This window comes from Litchfieldia alkalitelluris (assembly GCF_002153425.1).
Taxonomy (GTDB): Bacteria; Bacillota; Bacilli; order Bacillales; family Salisediminibacteriaceae; genus Evansella; species Evansella alkalicola.
In genome coordinates, this window is the sequence record NZ_KZ119600.1 from 3,873,931 (window position 1) to 3,894,149 (window position 20,219).

17 protein-coding genes are annotated in these 20,219 nt (G+C 37.8%); 4 read left to right on the forward strand and 13 right to left on the reverse strand.

Going from position 1 to position 20,219, the window contains the following annotated elements; translation table 11 throughout:
• The first annotated feature begins 159 nt into the window (after nt 1–159).
• Nucleotides 160–1,146 (forward strand): N-acetylmuramoyl-L-alanine amidase family protein, encoded by a 987-nt coding sequence (locus BW724_RS18480; protein ID WP_088076613.1) that lies wholly within the window; start codon nt 160–162, stop codon nt 1,144–1,146.
• 265 nt (nt 1,147–1,411) lie between these two features.
• Nucleotides 1,412–2,074: a hypothetical protein gene (locus BW724_RS18485; RefSeq protein ID WP_088076614.1), complete on the forward strand. Its 663-nt coding sequence runs from the start codon at nt 1,412–1,414 to the stop codon at nt 2,072–2,074.
• Between the two features lie 73 nt (nt 2,075–2,147).
• On the opposite strand, the gene BW724_RS18490 is transcribed toward BW724_RS18485, so the two are convergent.
• The 9 genes from BW724_RS18490 to BW724_RS18535 form a co-directional block, all read right to left on the reverse strand.
• On the reverse strand, nt 2,148–2,999 hold the full coding sequence (locus BW724_RS18490) for an ABC transporter permease (RefSeq protein ID WP_235849013.1): 852 nt from the start codon (nt 2,997–2,999) through the stop codon (nt 2,148–2,150).
• A 4-nt stretch (nt 3,000–3,003) separates the two neighbouring features.
• Nucleotides 3,004–4,128, reverse strand: a complete 1,125-nt coding sequence (locus BW724_RS18495) for an ATP-binding cassette domain-containing protein (protein WP_088076615.1) — start codon at nt 4,126–4,128, stop codon at nt 3,004–3,006.
• Nucleotides 4,129–5,004: 876 nt separating this feature from the next.
• The gene (locus BW724_RS18500) at nt 5,005–6,168 is read right to left on the reverse strand and encodes a TraB/GumN family protein (RefSeq protein ID WP_246596156.1); all 1,164 of its coding nucleotides are present in this window, start codon (nt 6,166–6,168) and stop codon (nt 5,005–5,007) included.
• Nucleotides 6,169–6,444: 276 nt separating this feature from the next.
• Nucleotides 6,445–8,631: a bifunctional diguanylate cyclase/phosphodiesterase gene (locus tag BW724_RS18505; protein ID WP_088076617.1), complete on the reverse strand. Its 2,187-nt coding sequence runs from the start codon at nt 8,629–8,631 to the stop codon at nt 6,445–6,447.
• Between the two features lie 247 nt (nt 8,632–8,878).
• The gene (nagA, locus tag BW724_RS18510) at nt 8,879–10,087 is read right to left on the reverse strand and encodes an N-acetylglucosamine-6-phosphate deacetylase (RefSeq protein WP_088076618.1); all 1,209 of its coding nucleotides are present in this window, start codon (nt 10,085–10,087) and stop codon (nt 8,879–8,881) included.
• A gap of 128 nt (nt 10,088–10,215) precedes the next feature.
• Nucleotides 10,216–10,692 (reverse strand): redoxin domain-containing protein, encoded by a 477-nt coding sequence (locus BW724_RS18515; RefSeq protein WP_328588727.1) that lies wholly within the window; start codon nt 10,690–10,692, stop codon nt 10,216–10,218.
• Nucleotides 10,693–10,829: 137 nt separating this feature from the next.
• The gene (locus BW724_RS18525) at nt 10,830–12,515 is read right to left on the reverse strand and encodes an ABC transporter permease (protein ID WP_088076621.1); all 1,686 of its coding nucleotides are present in this window, start codon (nt 12,513–12,515) and stop codon (nt 10,830–10,832) included.
• A gap of 39 nt (nt 12,516–12,554) precedes the next feature.
• A complete protein-coding gene (locus BW724_RS18530; RefSeq protein ID WP_088076622.1) occupies nt 12,555–13,667 on the reverse strand; it encodes an extracellular solute-binding protein in 1,113 nt (370 codons plus the stop codon).
• Between the two features lie 411 nt (nt 13,668–14,078).
• Nucleotides 14,079–14,900 carry a zinc ribbon domain-containing protein gene (locus BW724_RS18535; RefSeq protein ID WP_088076623.1) on the reverse strand — a complete coding sequence of 274 codons (822 nt, stop codon included), beginning with the start codon at nt 14,898–14,900 and terminating at the stop codon, nt 14,079–14,081.
• A gap of 373 nt (nt 14,901–15,273) precedes the next feature.
• Between BW724_RS18535 and BW724_RS18540 the strand changes: the two genes are divergently transcribed.
• A complete protein-coding gene (locus BW724_RS18540) occupies nt 15,274–15,747 on the forward strand; it encodes a hypothetical protein (RefSeq protein WP_088076624.1) in 474 nt (157 codons plus the stop codon).
• A 171-nt stretch (nt 15,748–15,918) separates the two neighbouring features.
• On the opposite strand, the gene BW724_RS18545 is transcribed toward BW724_RS18540, so the two are convergent.
• A complete protein-coding gene (locus BW724_RS18545) occupies nt 15,919–16,602 on the reverse strand; it encodes an LrgB family protein (RefSeq protein WP_088076625.1) in 684 nt (227 codons plus the stop codon).
• Nucleotides 16,595–16,999: a CidA/LrgA family protein gene (locus tag BW724_RS18550; RefSeq protein ID WP_088076626.1), complete on the reverse strand. Its 405-nt coding sequence runs from the start codon at nt 16,997–16,999 to the stop codon at nt 16,595–16,597. The genes BW724_RS18545 and BW724_RS18550 overlap by 8 nt, the downstream gene beginning before the upstream one ends.
• Nucleotides 17,000–17,320: 321 nt before the next feature.
• Here BW724_RS18550 and BW724_RS18555 point away from each other — a divergent pair, with 321 nt between their 5' ends.
• Nucleotides 17,321–17,731 (forward strand): DoxX family membrane protein, encoded by a 411-nt coding sequence (locus tag BW724_RS18555; RefSeq protein ID WP_088076627.1) that lies wholly within the window; start codon nt 17,321–17,323, stop codon nt 17,729–17,731.
• A 7-nt stretch (nt 17,732–17,738) separates the two neighbouring features.
• Here the strand turns inward: BW724_RS18555 and BW724_RS18560 are convergent, their stop codons facing one another.
• Both BW724_RS18560 and BW724_RS18565 read right to left on the reverse strand, forming a co-directional pair.
• Entirely contained in the window at nt 17,739–18,893 is a 1,155-nt protein-coding gene (locus BW724_RS18560; protein WP_235849015.1) for a glycerate kinase, read from the reverse strand.
• Between the two features lie 127 nt (nt 18,894–19,020).
• Nucleotides 19,021–20,040, reverse strand: a complete 1,020-nt coding sequence (locus BW724_RS18565) for a GGDEF domain-containing protein (RefSeq protein ID WP_088076629.1) — start codon at nt 20,038–20,040, stop codon at nt 19,021–19,023.
• Between the last annotated feature and the right edge of the window lie 179 nt (nt 20,041–20,219).

The window sequence follows — 20,219 nt, forward strand, 5'->3', positions numbered from 1 at the left end:
TATATTTCTGAAGCGATTTATATACATATTCTTACCCTTGAGATTTTCTATGATAAAACACTAGTGTCCCAGCCTTTCCATTGTTTTCCCAATATAATTTATATTGCAGTCCTTCCTCTCCCCCATTTATAATTAACTCACATACTTTGGGGGTGCACCATGAAAATACTGCAAATAAAATTCTTCATATTCATCTTATTTTTTCTATTTCCAAATATTAGTTTTGCTGAAAAAACAGTAGTTATTGACCCTGGCCACGGCGGCGCGTTTAGGGGAACATGCGGATATTCTGGCCTAGATGATGGATTCTGCGAAAAGGACGCAAACTTGTTAGTCTCCTTAAAACTAAAGGAGGTTCTCGAGGAAACAAGTGATATAACTGTTCATATGACAAGGACAACAGATACTGACTTCTTAACGGAAGAAAACATTGCTAATGGAGAAACAACAGAAGCAGTAGATTTATATAACAGAATGACGATTGCAAACGGATTTGTTGAAGGGAACAATGATAATAGCATCTTCATTTCTATCCATTTTAACCAAGACATAAATAGTTCCAATACAGGTGGAACTGAAACTTACTATTACGATGGGATTAATCATTTCAAACCTGAATTCCTACCAAATCCAAAGCAGCTAGAACTACTAAATGAAAATAGAAGGTTAGGAGAAATAGCACATACAAACCTACTAAGCTACCTCGGATTGAGAGATCGGGAGCTAAGAAATGACCAAAGCTTCAATGTCATTCGTAATGCTGAGATGCCCGCCATACTTGTGGAAATCGCCTTCATGACTAACCTTGAGCAGGAAAGACTCACTAAATCAGAGGACTTCCAATGGGAGGCTGCGCAGGCCCTAGCAGATGCAGCAATTGCATATTTTCAAGTTTATGAGATTTTTGATGAAAACCATAATAGGATAGAAACTTTTACAGAAAAGGAAAAGGCCATTGCTTATGCGGAAGAGCATTCACAGCTTACCGTTTTCGATAAATACCGTCAGGAGGTTATTTATCCAGAACCTGAACCAATAGCAGTTGATATGAGGCGGCTTTTCTATAATCCTATGTTTTGGAAAGAGGAACTTAATAGCAAATATGTAACTTTATTTAGGAAGTTTCTCCATATGAGATTTTCCTAGGTTAATATTAATTAAGTATCTTTTTCATAACATGCTCATAGCACCAGGTTGGATTAATTTCAACCTGGTGCTTATTTATATGCTAAGTCAAGGCAGATATTTGTTGATAAAAAGTATTACCACCGTAAAATTCAAAATATCTCACCTTAACCAAAATGAGTATTCCGATGTTTATAACAATATGCTATTATTCTCTTAATCATATGTAAAATAATTCAATTAACTGTAAATAAAAGTTATTCATTAAAATTTGAGGAGAATATATGTGGAAAAACATTTAACTGTTTCTCTCTATTTTATCTTGTTCATGTCACTAATCCTCGTCGCATGTCAAACTGCTAAATCTCAAGCAGTACCGTTCGATGAAAATATGGAGACTATTGTCATTTCAGGAAGTTACAATAAATATGAGGAAGAAGAAGATTTATTCAATGCTGCAGACTTAGTAGTCATTGCAGAAACAAACTTAAGTTTCGAAGATAGGAAACATGTCATTGAATACATGCCTTCCTATCACGACAATTTAGATCAGGCTATTGAAGATTATTATACAAAAACACCAATCACCATTTCTAAGGTATTAAAGTCTTCCGCTTCAGAACAGTTAAAGAAAAATAAAAAGTTGACTATTATAGAGCCACTCTCGTTAATTCATTTCGATGACGGTAGTATTCAAAAACTCGTTTCTGAAGATTATGTAGAATTAGAGGAACATAATAAATATATTTTGTATTTAACGGAGAATACATACGGGGAATATACTATTCTTAATGCCTTTAATGGCAGGTTTAATTTGGAAAAGAAAGAACAAATGATTTATTCTAAACATAAACAAGAAGAAATGGAATCACAGAAAGAACAAGAAGATATAGAAGAAATTTATGAACAAATTAAAGAACAAGCAAAGGGTAGATTAGAAAAACAATAAAGTATATAGAGAGGCTGCCCCAAAAGGTCATTAGAAAAGGACTTTAAAGGGAGAACCTCTCTATATGCAAAAGTTACTTCTTATTTTTATATAAAAACATTGTCAACGGTGCAAAAATTACTGTTATTACTAAAGAGGCAATCAGTACCCAGGCTATTTGCTCAGAGGTGGCGACTCCATGCATCAATCCTCTGACTGCTGTCACTACAAGAGATATGGGATTTACATCTACAAACCCTACCAACCATGAAGGAAGTGTTCTCGGATCTACAAAAACATTACTTACAAATGTTAGTGGAAAAAGTACCATCATACTAACACCCATTAATGATTTTTCCGAGCGTAATATCAATCCAAGAGTGGTCCATATCCATGATAGACTAAATGAAAATAACACTAAAAGCCCTACTCCGAGCAAAACCCCTACAACTCCCCCTTCTGGTCGAAATCCTAAGATTAGTCCCAGTGTTATCATTATTGCAGAAGCGATTGTATAACGGACAGCATCTACAAAAAGTGCACCAACTAATACGGAAGGTCTCCAAATGGGCAATGAACGGAAGCGATCGAAAATTCCCTTTCTAATATCATTATTTAACTCCATTCCCGTGTACATGGTAATCGTGACGACAGTCATAACTAATATTCCAGGAAGAAGAAACTGCAGATAATCCCCCGTAGACCCAGCTATCGCACCACCAAATAAATACGTAAACATTAATAAGAACATAATTGGAAAAACAGTTACGTCTAATAGTTGTTCTGGGATATATTTTATTTTAAGAAGCGCACGCCACCCAAAGGTCAACGTATTCGTTATAGCATTCGCCTTTTTAGGACGTTCCCGTATCAACAATGCTTTCCTCAATTTCTCATTATCCATATTGTCAATCGCATTTGAAGAGTTAGAAAACGATTCTGCCATCCAATTAACCTCCTCCTTCTGTATGATGATTGCGTTCCTGATATCCTTCACTACCTTTTTCTTCAGGTGGATTTCCTGTTAGGCTTAGGAAAACCTCATCAAGACTGGGTTGCCCTAAGGAAAAATCTATTACTTCTATTCCCTCTTTGGTTAGTTCACTAATTGCTTCTGCTACTAATGCAGTATTTGTAACCTGAGCTGACATGGCCGATGAGTCTGTAGACGAAAAATGTATTTCTGTTTGAAGTTTCCCACTGAGAACCTCCTCCGCCCTTTCCGATTCCTCGGGGACTTTTAGACGCAACTGGAAGACACCTGTTCCAACTGAAGCCTTCAATTCTCGACTTGTACCTTCTGCAATAATTCTCCCATGATCAATAACTGCAATTCTATCTGCAATCTGGTCTGCTTCATCAAGGTATTGTGTCGTAAGTAACACCGTTGTCCCTAAACTCACAAGCATTCTTACGATATCCCATACTTGATTACGACTCCTTGGATCAAGTCCAGTTGTAGGTTCATCTAGGAAAAGAAGTTCTGGAGTCACAACAATGCTTGCTGCAATATCCAGTCTCCGCTTCATCCCACCTGAGTAATTTTTTACCTGCTGCTTCCCAGCTTCCTCCAGTGCGAATGCACTTAGAAGTTCCCAAGCTCTCTCCTTTGCTTCTTTCCTTGAAAAACCTAGTAGTCGTCCGATCATCACAAGATTTTCTAATCCAGATAAATCTTCATCTACAGAAGCGAATTGACCTGTTAAACTTACCCGCTTTCTAATCTCATCCGCTTCATTTGCCAAGTCATATCCAAGAATACTGACACGACCATCATCTGGTTTTAATAGTGTTGAAAGTATTCGAATTGTAGTCGTTTTCCCCGCCCCATTTGGTCCTAAGAAACCATATACTGTGCCTTTTGGAATAGCGAGATCCACCCCATCTACAGCACGCTTTTCTCCAAATTTCTTTACTAATCCTTTAGCTTCTATCGCTAATTGCTTAGGTTCTTTATCTCGCAAAACGAAACTTGTATTTTTTAATTCAATCTTTATTGGGTTTGTTGTTCCATCATTAATAATCGTTGCAGATTCTTCATCTACACGATGTTTTACTGTAGATTTATTTTTCATCCCATCACCCTTCCTAAATGTAAAACGTTCAAATATTATCATATAAAACATATTAGACAGTTTTATCTTTAATACCTAAACAACCCCAATTAAGATTGATAAAATAGTAACTTCCTTCCTATGAATAAATGAACGCGGACTTAGGGGGGGCGGTGTAGCTGGTGTGGAAAGTGTAGCGAGATTTTGTATTCGAATGGGTGCCTAGAACGCATTTCTCAATAATGCGGACTAGATTTCACGGTTTCACTTACTCTCTTGGCCGCATTTCTCAATAATGCGGACTACATTTCACGGTTTCACTTACTCTTGGCCGCATTTCTCAATAATCCTTAGCACATTTAAATCACTATCCAGTTTACATTTCCTAATGAGGACTCAAACCGCTTTGCTTCCTCAGTTCAGTCCACATTCTTTGAAAATGAGGACTCAAACCGCTTCACCTCCTCATTTCAGTCCGCATTTCGTGAAAATGAGGACTCAAACCGCTTCACCTCCTCATTTCAGTCCGCATTTCGTGAAAATGTGGACTCAAATCGCTTCACCTCCTCATTTCAGTCCGCATTTCGTGAAAATGTGGACTCAAATCGCTTCACCTCCTCATTTCAGTCCACATTCTTTGAAAATGAGGACTCAAATCACCTCGATACCTCATTTCAGTCCACATTCTTTGAAAATGAAGACTCAAATCAAGCCGACACCCTCATTTCAGTCCCATTCTGAATTAGAAACCATTGCCCTCATCCCCCCCTAAAAAAACTGATTAATTTTATAAATTTTTCACCACAAAAAAAGCACTGCTCTTCCCTCTACCTCCAGGAAAAACAGTGCCAAATTCAAATTTTCAACTAATCTAACAACACATTCAAAATTCAAGATTTATAAATTCTGTATAAACAACCTCACAACATCAGCACCGCCGATAAATGTCCCGAGAGTGCTTCCCACATTAGTTAAAACAACAATTAAAAGAATTCGTGTCACTTTGTTATTCCAAAATCCTTTAGCTGAATGGACATCATCAGCTAGTGCTTCAAAGTCTGATACACTCGGCCTGCGAACAAAGGCTTGGACAATACCTGCGAACCAACCAGCGGCCATGAGTGGATTTAATGAACTCAATGGCGCCACCAGAAAGGCGGTCAAAATGGTCAAAGGGTGTCCGTATGCAATAGCTGCTCCAATAGCTGAAAACGATCCATTCCATAGTATCCAGCTAATCGTTTGTTGTAGTCCTGCAGATGGATTCGAGTAAAATGTGTACCCGATGATTCCTAAAATAAGGAGTGGAATCATCCACGCAATGACCTTAGGCGCTTTCGATTTAGGTGGACGCTTCGTTAATGTAGTTAAATTATGGTCCTTTTTAATTTCTTCTTTTATACCTGGAACATGGGCTGCACCAAGAACTGCCACAATCTTCTTTCCAGGGGCCGTCTTAATTTTTTGCGCCAAGTATTGATCCCGTTCATCAATTAACGGCTTCTTCAACTCTGGAAAGGATTCAGTAAACTCCTTCAACATGGAATTGAGCATGTCTTGCTCCTTCATCTTCTCCAGCTCTTCTTCTGTAATAGTTTCTTTACTGAAGATGCTACCAAAGATCATGGTCATGATTTGAGCTTTTCCCATTAGCCCCATGTTACCCCATATTCTTGAAAAAGTGATTTGAATATTTCTATCAGCTAGAACAAGCTCTGCACCATGTTCTTTTGCCGACTCAATTCCTTGAATCATTTCTTGTCCTGGCTTAATCCCAAACTGTTTCGCCATTCGCTTTTGGAAGGAGGACATGACTAAGTTCATTAAAAGAAGTGTAGCCTTCTTTTCCTTAATCACTTTAAAGATATCCATCTCCCGCCACTTGTTCCCATCTTTAATGGATTGGTATCTCTGCTCATCCAATTCCACACATACGGTATCAGGTTTTTCCAAATCAATGATCTCTTTTACTTCTTCAGCGCTTTGCTTCGATACGTGCGCTGTTCCTATTAATATAATTTCTTTGCCATCTAATTCCAAACGCGTTATCGTATCAGACATTATATTCTCCTTTAAGCTTTAAGTCCCCTATTTTCAACATTTCTCATCTCTTAATTATGAACTACTGTGAAAGAAATTTCTATTAATTTTTCTTCCAAAAGAGTATTAATTAATTGCTACAAAGAAAAATAAAATTTGTATTGGTGTTCACTGCAGGCTTATCCCCATTTACCACATACACAAATGCAACTGCTACTTCTACACATTCTTCACAGTGGCTTCGTTACCGTGGGTGGCTTGGAAACCAAACCTCCTCATGCATGCGTACTGCGTTAACTAAATCAGCAACTTTTCCATTTCCCCTGGTGTGAGTGGGACACTGAAATAATCTCCTTGGGCAATTAAGCAATGGTTTTGCTTTAAAAATTTCAACTGTTCCTCCGCCTCGACACCTTCAGCAATAACATCTAGTTCAAGAATTTTCGCTAAATGTAAAATCGTCTGAACTATTGCTGCATCCTTATTATCATTTTTAATGCCAGAAATAAATGAACGGTCTAGCTTCAAAATATTAATAGGAAGATCCTTTAAATAGCTTAGTGAGGAATACCCTGTGCCGAAATCATCAAGGGAGGTTTGCACTCCAATATTCTGGAGCGCCCTTAAAACTTCACTTGTTTTCTTCGTGTCTTTCAACAGGGTTCCTTCCGTCATTTCAAGGGATAGATAGGATGATGGCAATTCAACTTCTTCCAAAATCCCCTTCACATTTTCCACTAGTTCATTATAATAAAACTGATTAGCTGACAGATTTACACTTATTTTCACAGCTGGCAACCCTTTTTTCAGCCACGCTGCTCCTTGGTGGCAAGCTTCTCGGAGCACCCACTTATCAATTTCCAAAATCAATCCTGTTTCTTCCGCAATAGGAATAAACTTATCTGGACTCACTTCTCCCCACTCTGGGTGAGACCAACGAATTAGTGCCTCCACACCGACAACCTCATTTGTATGTAAGTCAATCTGCGGTTGGTAATACAAGCTGAACTGATCTTCCCTAAGTGCATAATTCATTTCCCGTTCCAATCGCTTTTTCTTTAAAATGGATTCATTCATCTCAATAGTATAAATGAGGTACTTATTTTTCCCAGTCTTTTTGGCTTGATACATGGCCATATCTGCCCTAGCAATTAAAGTATCAGCATCGCGGCCGTGGACTGGATATTGACACACTCCAATACTAGCCGTAATGTAAAACTCCTTTCCTTCTACCATGAAAGGAGATTGTAAGATTCTCAATATATTTTTTGCTAATTCATCTATGACTTTAACTTCTGCTTGTTTAAAAATAAATGCAAACTCATCTCCTGATACACGGGATACTATACCGCCCCCTTCAATAACGTTACTCAATTCAAACGCTACTTGGCGTAACAATTGATCTCCGTAGAGATGTCCCATGGTATCATTCACATCTTTAAAATTATCTAAATCTAAAAATAACACAGCTCCTTGCGCTTCTTCTGTACGGACTTTTTCTAGTTCAGCCTTTAACTGCTCCATAAAAACCCTTCTATTTGGTAGACTTGTTAAAGGATCATTGTCTGCTAAAAAATGGATTATTTCTGCAGCTTCCTTTTTCTCCGTAATATCCAATACTGCACCTTGATAATGAGTAACGACACCTTCACCATCACGTTCAATAATTGTTCGGTCATCTACCCATTTGATATTTCCGTCCTTAGTATAAAGGCGATACTCTTGTGTGTAATCATCCACCCAATTCTCGGAATGACATTGAACTTCAGCCTCCACTCTAGGGAGGTCTTCAGGATGAATTATGGAATCATACATTATTTTTCCTGATAAAAAATCTTCGGGAGAATAACCAAAACGGGAAATATTATTGGAAACATACTCCACAGGCCACCCTTGCTCCGCCTTCCACCTCATTAAAATGACTGGACTCTTTTCAACCACCGTGTTTGATAAATATAATTTTTCTTCCAATCTCTTTTTAGTTATTATCAGTCCCGCTAAGTTAGCATAAATGCCTATCATTTCCCACTCTTTTTCCGTTGGTTTTCTTTTGTGATCATAATAAAATGCTAAAGTACCCAGTACTTTATTTTCAGAGGAAAAGATAGGCTTAGAACAACAAGCTCGAATATTATATTTTAAGCATAGTTGACGAAAGTCCCCCCATAAGTGATCAGTCAACGTATCAGTCACAACAACCGTCGCCTTGTTATAAACCGCAGTTCCACAAGATCCAGCAGCAGGGCCAACTTCAAGACCATCAATTTCCTTTAAAAAACCTTTAGGCACCTTCGGACCAATACCCCTACCTAAAGTATTTGTTTTTTTATCAAAAAATAGAATAGAAGATTTTATATCAGGTATAATACTATCAATTGTTTTAATAAGTTCAGCAAGAATCTCTTCAAGTGGGAGATTATCTCTTGCAATCATTTCAATCACTTTATTCTGCTCATATAAAGAAATATGTTCATCGTTTTTCATAAGGGGTGCCCCCAGTAGTTATGTCATATAGTTCAATGATGTTATACATTTCTACTCAAAAAGCATCGAGATTATTTCAATATAATACTCATTATGGATATTATTGTTTTATTATATCAAAACTGGAAGATTGATAGGTTAGGAATTTTATGTTAAATTTATGGAGTTTCTTTAATAGTCTACCGTGAAAACAGACATTCTGTAATTGAATTGACTGCAGGCTACTCCCTTTCCTCTGGCTGTACCATTATACCTCTCTCCCCTTCACAAACGTCTTCAGCACATAGTAGTCTTCATTTAGTACAACAAGATCTGCATCATACCCTTCCTTTATAGCGCCTATCATATCGCCTAACCCCATTTTCCGAGCAGGGTTCTCCGTTAATAAGGGTATTACTGCTTCCAAGCTTTCATTCGTAAACCTCATCATATTTCTTAAAGCTTTATCCAAAGTTAAACAACTACCTGCTAGATCCCCAGTTTTTTGGAGACGAACCTCTCCATTTTTTATAAAACAAGGAAGTCCACCTAAATGACACTCCTCCCCATCTCCGAGCCCAGCCGCTGACGTAGCATCAGAAATGAGTATGATGTTTTCTCGTGGCTTCGCTTTACAGATGTAATCTAAGACATCAGGGTGTACATGAATGCCATCACTAATCAATTCGACCGTAAGCGAATCGAGCATTAGGGCGGCACCTGCTACTCCTGGTTCACGATGGTGAAGAGGGCGCATTCCATTAAATAAATGTGTCACATGACTGAGCCCATGATTAATTGCTGACTTTACCATGTTCATTGTTGCATCGGAATGACCTACGGAACATACTATTCCCTCTCCCACTGCGTATTGAATACATTCAAGTGCCCCAGGCATTTCAGGTGCAATAGTGAGTAGCTTCACTTGATTTTTAAAGATATATTGATATCGTTTTAATTCTTCTATGGAGGGGTTCCGAATATGTGCTGAATTCTGTGCCCCCGCTCTTTTTTCGTTAATGAAGGGTCCCTCTAGATGAACCCCAGCAATGCTCGCCCCTTCTGTTCCTTGCTCCTTTGCTTCCGTGATGTTGGTTAGTGAAGCTTCAATGTCTTCTCTAGGTGCAGTAAGGGTGGTTGGGAAAAAAGTAGTGGTGCCATGTTTAGCAAGGAATATACTTATTTCATTTATTTCTTGAGGAGAAGTTGCCTGCATGACATCATAGCCATTTCCCCCATGTATATGAACATCTATGAAACCTGGAACTAGATAATTGCCAAGTAAATCAATCGTTTCAACGTTACCTTTTGTGGTTGTATGGGGCGGTTGCGAGGCTGTTTCTTGCTGTTCTATTTCTAAATTGCTACCGGTCCAAACATTAACGATTTTTCCATTAATTATATGTACGCTTCCTGGTAAAAATCCTTTTCCTGTATATATTTTTCCGTTTGTTAAAAGTATCTCATTAAGATTCATATTGTTAACCTCCCCCCTCTCCTTTATTATACTTTATTTACGTTATTCTTCTGCAGCAGATTTCTTAGCTCAATGGAAAAGGGTACCCAATAAACAATATGGGTACCCTTCCACTCCTTATTTTCTTCCTACACCAGTTTTTCCAATTGAGCAAACACTTCCTCATAATCTTCTTGTTTTTTCGCATCAAAGGCAGTGTTAACGTAAGTAACTATACCATCTTTATTTATCACAAAAACCGAGCGGATGGCTGTCTCATTTTTTTCATGAAACACGCCATAATCCTTCACTGTCTGTTTGTGCCAGTCTGAAAGTAACGGATATGGCAATGTTCCGAGACTCGCTGCAAAAACATTATGGGCATAAATATGATCTACACTGATGGCTAAAACTTCTGCATTTAGTGTTTCAAACTTCTGATAGTCCTCTTTCCAAGAGGTGATTTCCTTGATTCAGCCAGGTGTGAAGTCAAGGGGATAAAAAGCAACGAGGACATTCTTCTTTCCTCTGTAATCTGACAAAGATATCTTTTCCTTTATGGTTGAAGATAGTTTAAATTCCGGCGCCTTTGAACCTACAATAATACTTTCACTCACACATTCCACCTCCTCGGTGGCAAAAATATAGATTGAATTTCTGTTATTAGTATTAACTTCAATCAGGGAATTTAGTACATTTCAAATACAGGACAAACAAAAAACCACCCCGTATCCAGGATGGCTTTTCACGTCACTACTATAAGTTAATACTTTTTCAATAAATAACGTAACGGAATAATGGATACTAACACAATTAATAAGGCTGCAGGGGCCGCTTGATGGTATAACGCCTCGGAAGCTTCGTAATATACCCTAACTGCTAATGTGTCAAAACCAGGTGGCCGTAACATTAAAGTTGCTGGAAGTTCCTTAATCGAACTTACGAAAACAAGGGCTCCACCAGCCAACACCCCTGGTAGGATGGTTGGAATGATCACCTTAATCATGACTTTCCATGGCGGATATCCTAAACTCCTTGCTGCTTCATCAATTCTTGGTGATACGAGACTTAATGAAGCTTCCCCAGCTTGCATTGCCTGAGGTAGGAATCGTACAACAAAAGCTAAAGCAACCATATAAAATGTGTTGTATAACCATGGTATATGGTTGTTGAATATGAACACAAACCCAAGTGCAACAATAACCCCTGGTAAAGCATATCCAGCATAGCTCAATTTATCAATGGCACTTGAGATGACGGATGGGTATCGTGATTTTAAATAAATAATAGGCATAGCAAGGACCATACATAATAAAGCTGCAAATCCAGATACTTTCAAGCTGTTCCAAGCAAAACCAAAGAATCTTTCGTCGATGGCGCCCCTTTCAATACCTACGATAGACCAATAGATTAAAACAGCAATAGGTAAAATCACAGATAAAAAGAAAATGACGATCACATACAATAACGTGAATGGTTTCCATTTCCCTAACGGTAACGTGTCAGGTACTTTATAAGAGTTAGTAGTTTGATAATACTTGTTTTTCCTACGTGTTCTTGATTCAATCCACAGTATACCGACAGTAAGAATAATTAATACAAGACTCAATACGGAAGCAGCTGCTGTATCAAAGCTAGCCTGTTGAAAATAAATAGCTGCAGTAAAGGTTACATATCGCAACATAGCAATAGCACCAAAGTCAGAGAGCACATACAAAGAAATTAGTATAGCACCTGCTCCAATTGCAGGTCTTAAAAACGGAAGATTTACTTTCCAAAATATTTGTGATGTATTCATACCCTGTGATCTCGCTACCTCTTCAAAGTTTCGATTCATTTTTCTTAACGATGCACTAGCAATGAGGAAAACATATGGGTATGTGAACATGGTCAAAACAAAGAACACTCCCCAAAACGAATAAATATTTAATGGATAATTTCCGAACGTATCCACTAACCAAGGTGTATCACGCCAAAAGTCACGCATCCAACCACTAGGACCGAAAACAATAATATACGTTACGGCACCTACGTATGGCGGTATAACTAAAGGAAGAGCCATGAGCCATTGCCAATGTTTTCTACCTGGAACGTCTGTCCGTACAACTATCCATGCCAAAGATACCCCAATGATCAAGGCACATAATGTGACAGCAAAGGTTAAGGAGAACGTATCCCACAACAACTGTGGAATTCTCCCGTCTAATAATCTCCGCCAGCGGTCTGCACCTGCGAATAGGGAGTTCCATACCACATAAATGATCGGAATGGACATGATAATTCCTACGATGACTCCCCATGAAAGTAAAATCATTCCCGGTGGATTTCCGCGCCACAAACTATACCACTTTCTACGGAAGAAATGGAGAAGGGTTGGAGAAGTTTCTTCTCCAACCTTAGCATTATGTTTTTCGTTTTGGTTCGACTTTTGTCTATTGTCTTTATCCATCATGCCCTCTCCCGGTGTCAGTCACTATATTCTCTTTCTTTATCTTAAATCAAGATCTAAACCAGAATCCTCAATTAAGTTAGTTGTTCCCTCAAAGTAGTTTCCAAGCTCCTTAATTGGCATATCTTGAACCTTAAGTTCATCGAATTCAACAATATACGGTTCAACTTCTTCTGGATACTGAGCACCATATTCTGAATTGATCAGTAGCTCTAAAGATTCACCAACAAAAGCAACTTGATTTTCTGGCTCTAACAACCATTCTAAAAATACAATAGCATTTTCTTGATTTGGAGCGCCACTTACAAGCCCTGCTCCAGCAGCATTGGCAATTACACCCATTTGATCTTCTTCTTGATCTACATATATAAATCCAACATTATTATCAGATGGCTCTAATAATTGTTGGTGGAAGTAATAATTATTAACTAAGCCGAAAGAATGCTCTCCAGCACCGACTGCTCTCCTAATATCACCATGGCCTTCATAAATTCCTGCCGCATTTTCTCTTATGGCAGAAACCCACTCTGCTGTTTTATCATCGCCCCACTCAAAACGTAAAGCGGATACGTTTCCGATCATACCACCGTTTCCACCACGGGTGATTGCATAGCCATTTTCAACTTCAGACCATTTAGGATCAAATAAGTCCTCAATACTTTTCGGCATTTCCTCTTCCGTAATCATATCTTTATTATAGATGAAACCGCGAGATCTTGCAGAGATTGCGAAATACGCATTGTCATCTGCACGAAAATCAGCTGGTATTGAATCTATTCCATCAATATCAGCACCTTCTAAGATTCCTTGATTATGAAGGTAACCCATTGCTCCCATATCATTTGAGATAAAAACATCAGCCTGTACATTTCCCGCTTCTTGTTGGAGCTGAAGTGGATTTGCACCATGAAGAGCTAAAACTGTGATACCTGTTTCTTCTTCAAATTTATCTAAAAGTGGTTGAACAAAGTTTTCGTTACGTGATGAGTATACAACAAGTTCACCAGCAACTTCCACTACTTCCCCTTCGTCTTCAGTATCTCCCGTCCCTTGCTCAGATTGTGAGTCGCCTTGATCATCTCCACAACCTACAACCAAGAAAAGCGAAACTGCTAATAAGCCAAATAATAATACTTTTAGTGCCTTATTCATCTTGTTTACCCCCTATGTTTTATGTAATTAATCCTTACCTAGCTGATCCCATCTCCAAAGCTACTAGCATATTACTATTTCATTTGATGTTATCATCAATAAAAATTAGTTAGAGTTAAGCTCAATGAGAATGATTATCAACCTCACTCAATTTAGAGTATAATGTTATTGAGAATCATTGTCAATAAGTTTTCTGTTATTTTGAAACATATTATTATGTTATGTATAAGGTGAAGTTCAGCACCTTTCGGATATCGTCATCTCTTAATTTTTCTATCCTATGGTGTTTTATACTTTATAAGGTTATCTTGTTCCAAATAAAAACGCCTCCAACGATTGGTGGAGACGTTTCTCATTTTTTCATATCGCTTTGTTAAAGGACAATGTGGTTTTAATATAGAGTTGATTTTATTAGAATCCAAATGGAATCAGATTACTAATAACCGTTTCTAATATCATTTGTGCAGTAAGACCTAAATAGATGAAATACACAGCATACGTAATAAATATTGTGTAAATTGGATCCAGTGTTCCTTGTGCAGATTCTTGGTACGAGTTTAACGTTAAAATAACCGCAATTTGAGCACCTGCAATTAAAAGTAGTAATATAAATCCAGTCAGCATTGTTACGCCAAGGATACTAATGATAAAGTAAGCGGCTGCCAACAGCGTACATAAGGTAATTAGCGTTCCAAATCGCCCAACAATATCATGAAAAGAAACGTTAACTTTACTAATTAGCTTCAAGGCACCGAATATTACTGCAGCGCCTACAACAAAGGCAGCAAGAGTAAATAATAAAACTGATGGGAAGACATTCCAAAAACCAATCCCCACCATACTTCCAAAAGGACCTAATGAACCTCTTATCTGAAAAAACATTCCCAAACCTAGGAACAAAGATATTAGAAAAATATTAATATAACCGAAGATAAAGTCCTTGGACGTATTTTCAAAGCCCCTCTTAGTAGGTGCCTTTAAATTCTCTAAAATAAAGCCCCAATAATTCTTTGAAATTTCCACTGTCTTTTCAACATACTCATTACTACTTTTCCCCTCATCTGCCTCTACTTCAACAGGTAGAGCACTTTCATTCCCCTGTTGTTGTACTGGAGGAGATTCCACTACGTCAGCAGTTGCCGCGGCAGTTTCATCTTTAAGAACTGGATTTCCACATTCCATACAAACCTTGTCAGACAAACTCAATTCTCGACCACAATTTTCACACTTCATTCAACCTCTCTCCTTCCTCTTTTTTTAATCATTACTTCCTCCACGCTTAGCAATGCAACAATGCAATGCCTAAACAATAGATGAATATGAATCAGGCTCTTACTTTATTTAATACTGCGAAAAATAGATTATGAATTTTATTATCTTAGTTGCTAAGTGTGGATATTATTACCATCAAACAATTATAAATGATTTTTGAAAAAATTTGGGGTTTTCGTCAAAGTATTGCGAAATTACTATATTTTCGACAACATTCTCTCTCAAAACTCGAGAGGGCCTGTCAACCTGGTGAAATTCCTATAGGTCAATTTGTAAAATGGTTCTTGTGATTTTTAGCCGAGCCCTTTCATAGGTTTTATATGGGGGTGCTAATATGGGGAGAGTGGAAGAACTCTATCAGAAAGCAAAAGTATTTCACGAGATATTTGGTACAGTTTACGTTGTCGTCGAGACAGACAATTGTTTCAACTATGAAGATCAGAGATATGATAAATTCTTATTAGCTGTAAAAAATCGTGTGGATTTACTTGAAGGGGAAATTCTCTCAGAGATTACTTCCGTTGAAGGTGCCATTCATGCAGAAATCATACGTTTTTTTAAACCCTCCATTCCAGAACAAGTTGTTAGCTATACTAGTCAGACCCCTTTGTTCAGCGTTGATGTGGAAGAACTACTATTTACAGATGATTGGCTAACTGAATTTTACGACATGCTACTAGATTCCATCGAAGAGGATTTTAGTACAATCCAAGTGAGAGATAGTAACGGGGATAAAGATAAATATAGCTTTAGAGTTAGGGACGTTTATTTCTACGAATTTAATCATTATTCTAACGACCCTGAGTAGTTAAATTCTCGCAAGAAGGATTTTGTAGTAGATTAAGTTTTATATATGATGAAAAATGAAGACTGAAATCAACTCTTAGCACGTGTTCAGTCTTCATTCTCTATATTGGAAATACTACAACGTAACCCGGACTAGTATTCTAGCTACCCATAACACTCTAGCTACTCCAAGCTAAAACAACAGCAACACGAGAGGGCTAATGAGGGATACGATCACTGCACTCATTACCATGGCAATGGTACTTACTGCGCCTTCTTTTTCCCCATATTCCATGGCTTTAGAGGTTCCAATCGCATGTGATGCACAGCCGATTCCAACCCCACGCCCGATAAAATGATTGATACCAGTATATTTGAATGTAAAAGTACTCATTACGGCCCCGCCTATTCCTGCAATCATTACAAATACTGCCGCTAGAGGAGATATTCCACCTAATGAGCCTGAAATATCCATTGCCACTGGTGTCGTGACAGATTTCGGTGCGATGGAATATAAAATAGAATCGTTGAATCGTAGCAACTTAGCTAAGATAACACCACTCATTACTCCAATCAATGCTCCAGTGAAAACTCCAATTGTTATTGGTATATAGAAGTCTTTTAACAGTTTGCGCTGATTATAAAGGGGGTATGCCAAAGCCACCACAGCAGGTCCCAAAAGCATATCGATCCATTTCCCACCGGTTAAAAATGTTTCATAGGAGACATTAAATGTAAGCAGAATCACAATAATTACCACAGTTGCAAGTAGTACAGGCAATGTAAAAGGGGACTGATATTTCATATAAATGTATCTGCACCCTAAATAAACTAAAATGATTCCCATGATGATCAGGATTGGCAAAATTTTATCCATTTTGAACCTCCCTCACCGTTTCATCGGAAGAAGTTGTCCCCTCGGTTAAATCGGGTGCTAACCTTTGACTTAGCCTTCCCGCAATAATCATCACAAGTAAAGTACTAAATAAAACGATGAGAATAAGTAAAAACCCCTTGCCGAAAAATAAATCAAAATAATTCATCATTCCCACTGTTGCTGGAATAAAAAAGAGAGGGAGATACTTAATAAGGAAATGAGCACCATCTTTTACCCATGCAGGTTTAATAAGATTCGTTGTTAATGCGGTGAAAAACAGAAGCATCCCAATAACACTCCCTGGTATAGGAAGGTTTAAAAAAGATTGAATTACTATTCCTATATAATAAAATATGTACAATATTGCTATATGGCATATAACTCGCAATGCCTCCATGTTCAACATTCCTCCAAAATATAAACTCGCTTCTGAATCGAAACTAGCTTCGTTAAAACCAATATTAAATGATTATACCAAACTATTTCTTCTTGTATATCAAATATATAACCTTACACCAATTCGTTGCTGGTGGACGCTTTTCCCGTGGAAGCTGAAGTCTTGCCCTTGGAAAGCGATCTGGTGGTTGCCATATCAACAACAACACCTCTTACAGTGGTTTTAGTGAACTTTTAACATAACTAAATAATTCCAAGAAGGTATTTCCTATTTATTCTATGAATATATGTAAAATATCAAAGTTCCATGGAGGGGTTAAGGATGACTAAATTACTTACTTTAGTTTCAAGATTGATTTTAGGGATCATTTTTTTAGGTGCAGGAATAAACGGCTTCTTTGTTATTTTTGGGATAGATCCTTTTATTGAGACAAGTGATGCAGCGATGGAGATATTTCAATTTGACTATTTACTAGTTTTTGAAAAATCATTAGAAGTAATTTGCGGCATCTTACTATTATCTAACCGGTTTGTACCATTAGCCCTTGCTATCTTAGCACCGATAATCGCTAATATCCTTTTGTTACATATATTTATGGATCCAAGCTTACTTTTACTTGCCATCGTTTTAGTTATTTGCCACAGCACTTTATTAGTTATTTATCGGAAAAACTTTTTGGCACTCTTAGAAAAGAAGCCCATTATTAAAATCCCAGATATACCATCAAGCTAACAGTATTTTAGCCGTTTATATTATTGTTTCTTCCTAGTTGGTATAAATCCAGCGTCCTTTTTACCGCATTATATAACAACAACTCACTCTCCTTCATGGCCTCGTGAAGGGGCATTGGCCTGTCTACAATTGGAACGACAGCAGAAATTCCCTCAGCTCGGACTCGATCCTCCCCTTCACCAACTGCACCTGTAAATGCAATGACAGGAACACTTTGCGCTTTTGCTAGCCTCCCTATACCTACAGGAACTTTCCCGTAAAGACTTTGTCCATCAACCCTTCCTTCTCCTGTAAAAACAAGGTCGCAATTTTTCAAATGCTTCGCAAAGTGAGATGTCTCGACGACAATGTCCAAGCCACTACGGAACTCCACGTCCAATAATGATTTCAGCATAAAACCAATACCTCCAGCAGCCCCGCTGCCAGGTGAATTCACCATATTTTTTCCTAAAGCATCTATAACCACCTTAGAAAAATGAACCATTCCTGCTTCAAATGTCTCGATTTGATCCGCTGTGACACCCTTTTGTGGGCCAAAAACACGAATCGCCCCATTATCCCCGAGTAAAGGGTTCGTCACATCAGAGGCTACTACAATTTTTACATCATATAGCCTTCGATCTATGTGCCTAGTGTCTATTCGAGCAATACGACCGAGCTCCCCTCCGACACGATGCATTTCAACGCCATCATGGTCGAAAACCTTCAGACCTAGGGCTTGAAAGAGACCAACACCAGCATCCACAGTCGCACTCCCACCAAGTCCTAAAATGATCGACTTGCCCCCACGGTTGAGGGCATTTAAAATGAGCTGTCCCGTACCAAATGTTGTTGCACGAGCTGGGCTCTTCTCCTCGTCACTTAAAAGAGGTAATCCTGATGCAGCTGCCGTTTCAATAACAGCTATTTTCCCCTCTGGAATCCACCCATAATACGTTTCAATATCTCGTCCCAAAGGATCCTCCACGTTACAAAAGATCTTCTTGCTATTGGGAATTCCCAATAGGATCGCATCAACGGTTCCTTCTCCCCCATCTGCCATGGGAATTTCTAACACCTCTATGTTTTCATCAAAAGAATTAATCGCTCGCTTCATGATAGATGATACTTGTATATTTGTGAGTGAGCCCTTGAAAGAGTCAGAAGCAACAATAATCTTCAACCCAATCCCCCTCCTTCTTCATCAACGACATTTACATCTATCATACTACGAATTCTATAGAATTTAACTCCTACAAAAAAGTCAGGGTTGCTTTTTACGTTAGCAGTACCCCGACTAATAATTAACTCTATTTCAATACCCTAATCTGATTCTTCCCATCATTCTTCGAGCGATATAACAGCTTATCTGCTTCAGATAAAACCTTTAAGACATCATAATTTAAATCAGCTGCTTCCACTACACCTGCACTAATTGTAATTTTCAATGCTTGTTTATCATAAATAAATGATTCCTCTTCAATCATTATTCTAATGGATTCCATTATTTCACTGGCTTCATTTTTTTTAAAACCTTTAAGAATGATTAGCAATTCATCTCCGCCCCATCTTACAACCGATGCATTTTCTGGCAGATTGTTTTTCATCAAAGTGGCTATTTTTTTCAAAATGAAATCTCCAAATAAATGACCATGTTTGTCATTCACCGTTTTAAAATCATCAATATCACAAAAGCAGATACTGACAGGACTACCTGTATCCTTTGCCTCAAGCAACTGTTCTTCAATCATCTGCTCCCCTGTTTTTTTATTATATAAATTTGTTAAGTAATCAATTTTCAAATGATACGCCATATGTCTTAATCGAACCTGCAAAAACATAACGCTATAACCTAACGTAAAATAAGAAATAATATAGACTCCTGCCCTAATCCACTCCGTAAACTCTGCATTTGAAAAATACATATTAAGCCCTGTATAAACGACTCCAAGCATAATAATCCAGAGAATGGCCCCATGTCTCACCCTTGACATAACCATTGCAGCAAATGAAATAGATGGCAAATAATACATTGGCATGAACGGACTATCCTTATGTCCAGTCAAGGAAATCATAATAAATACAATCGTGATATTAATAGTACATAGTATTAAAACATATAAGTCCCTGCCATCATTAGCACTATATTTTCCAAGAAGATAATTCACTATAAAGGCAAACACAAATAATATATTTAGCCATATTGATATGGTTGAGTCCGTTCCCCAATAATAACTTACAACTATAAAATAGAGGATATTTTGTAAAGTAATAAAAATCATCATAAATCTTTTTTCTGTATTTTCAATCTGGTTTATTCTCTTTTCCATCTATGTCTCCCCCCTCGTTGCGTCCATTAGACCTTTCTATATATAAAATGTATATACAAATTGTAATTACAAGATAATACTCCCACCTTAAGTATAAACTATGGTATTTGTTTAGGTATATAGTTCTATCATCTCCACCTGAATATAAGTATGAAATACCTATATTTAACTTTTTTATG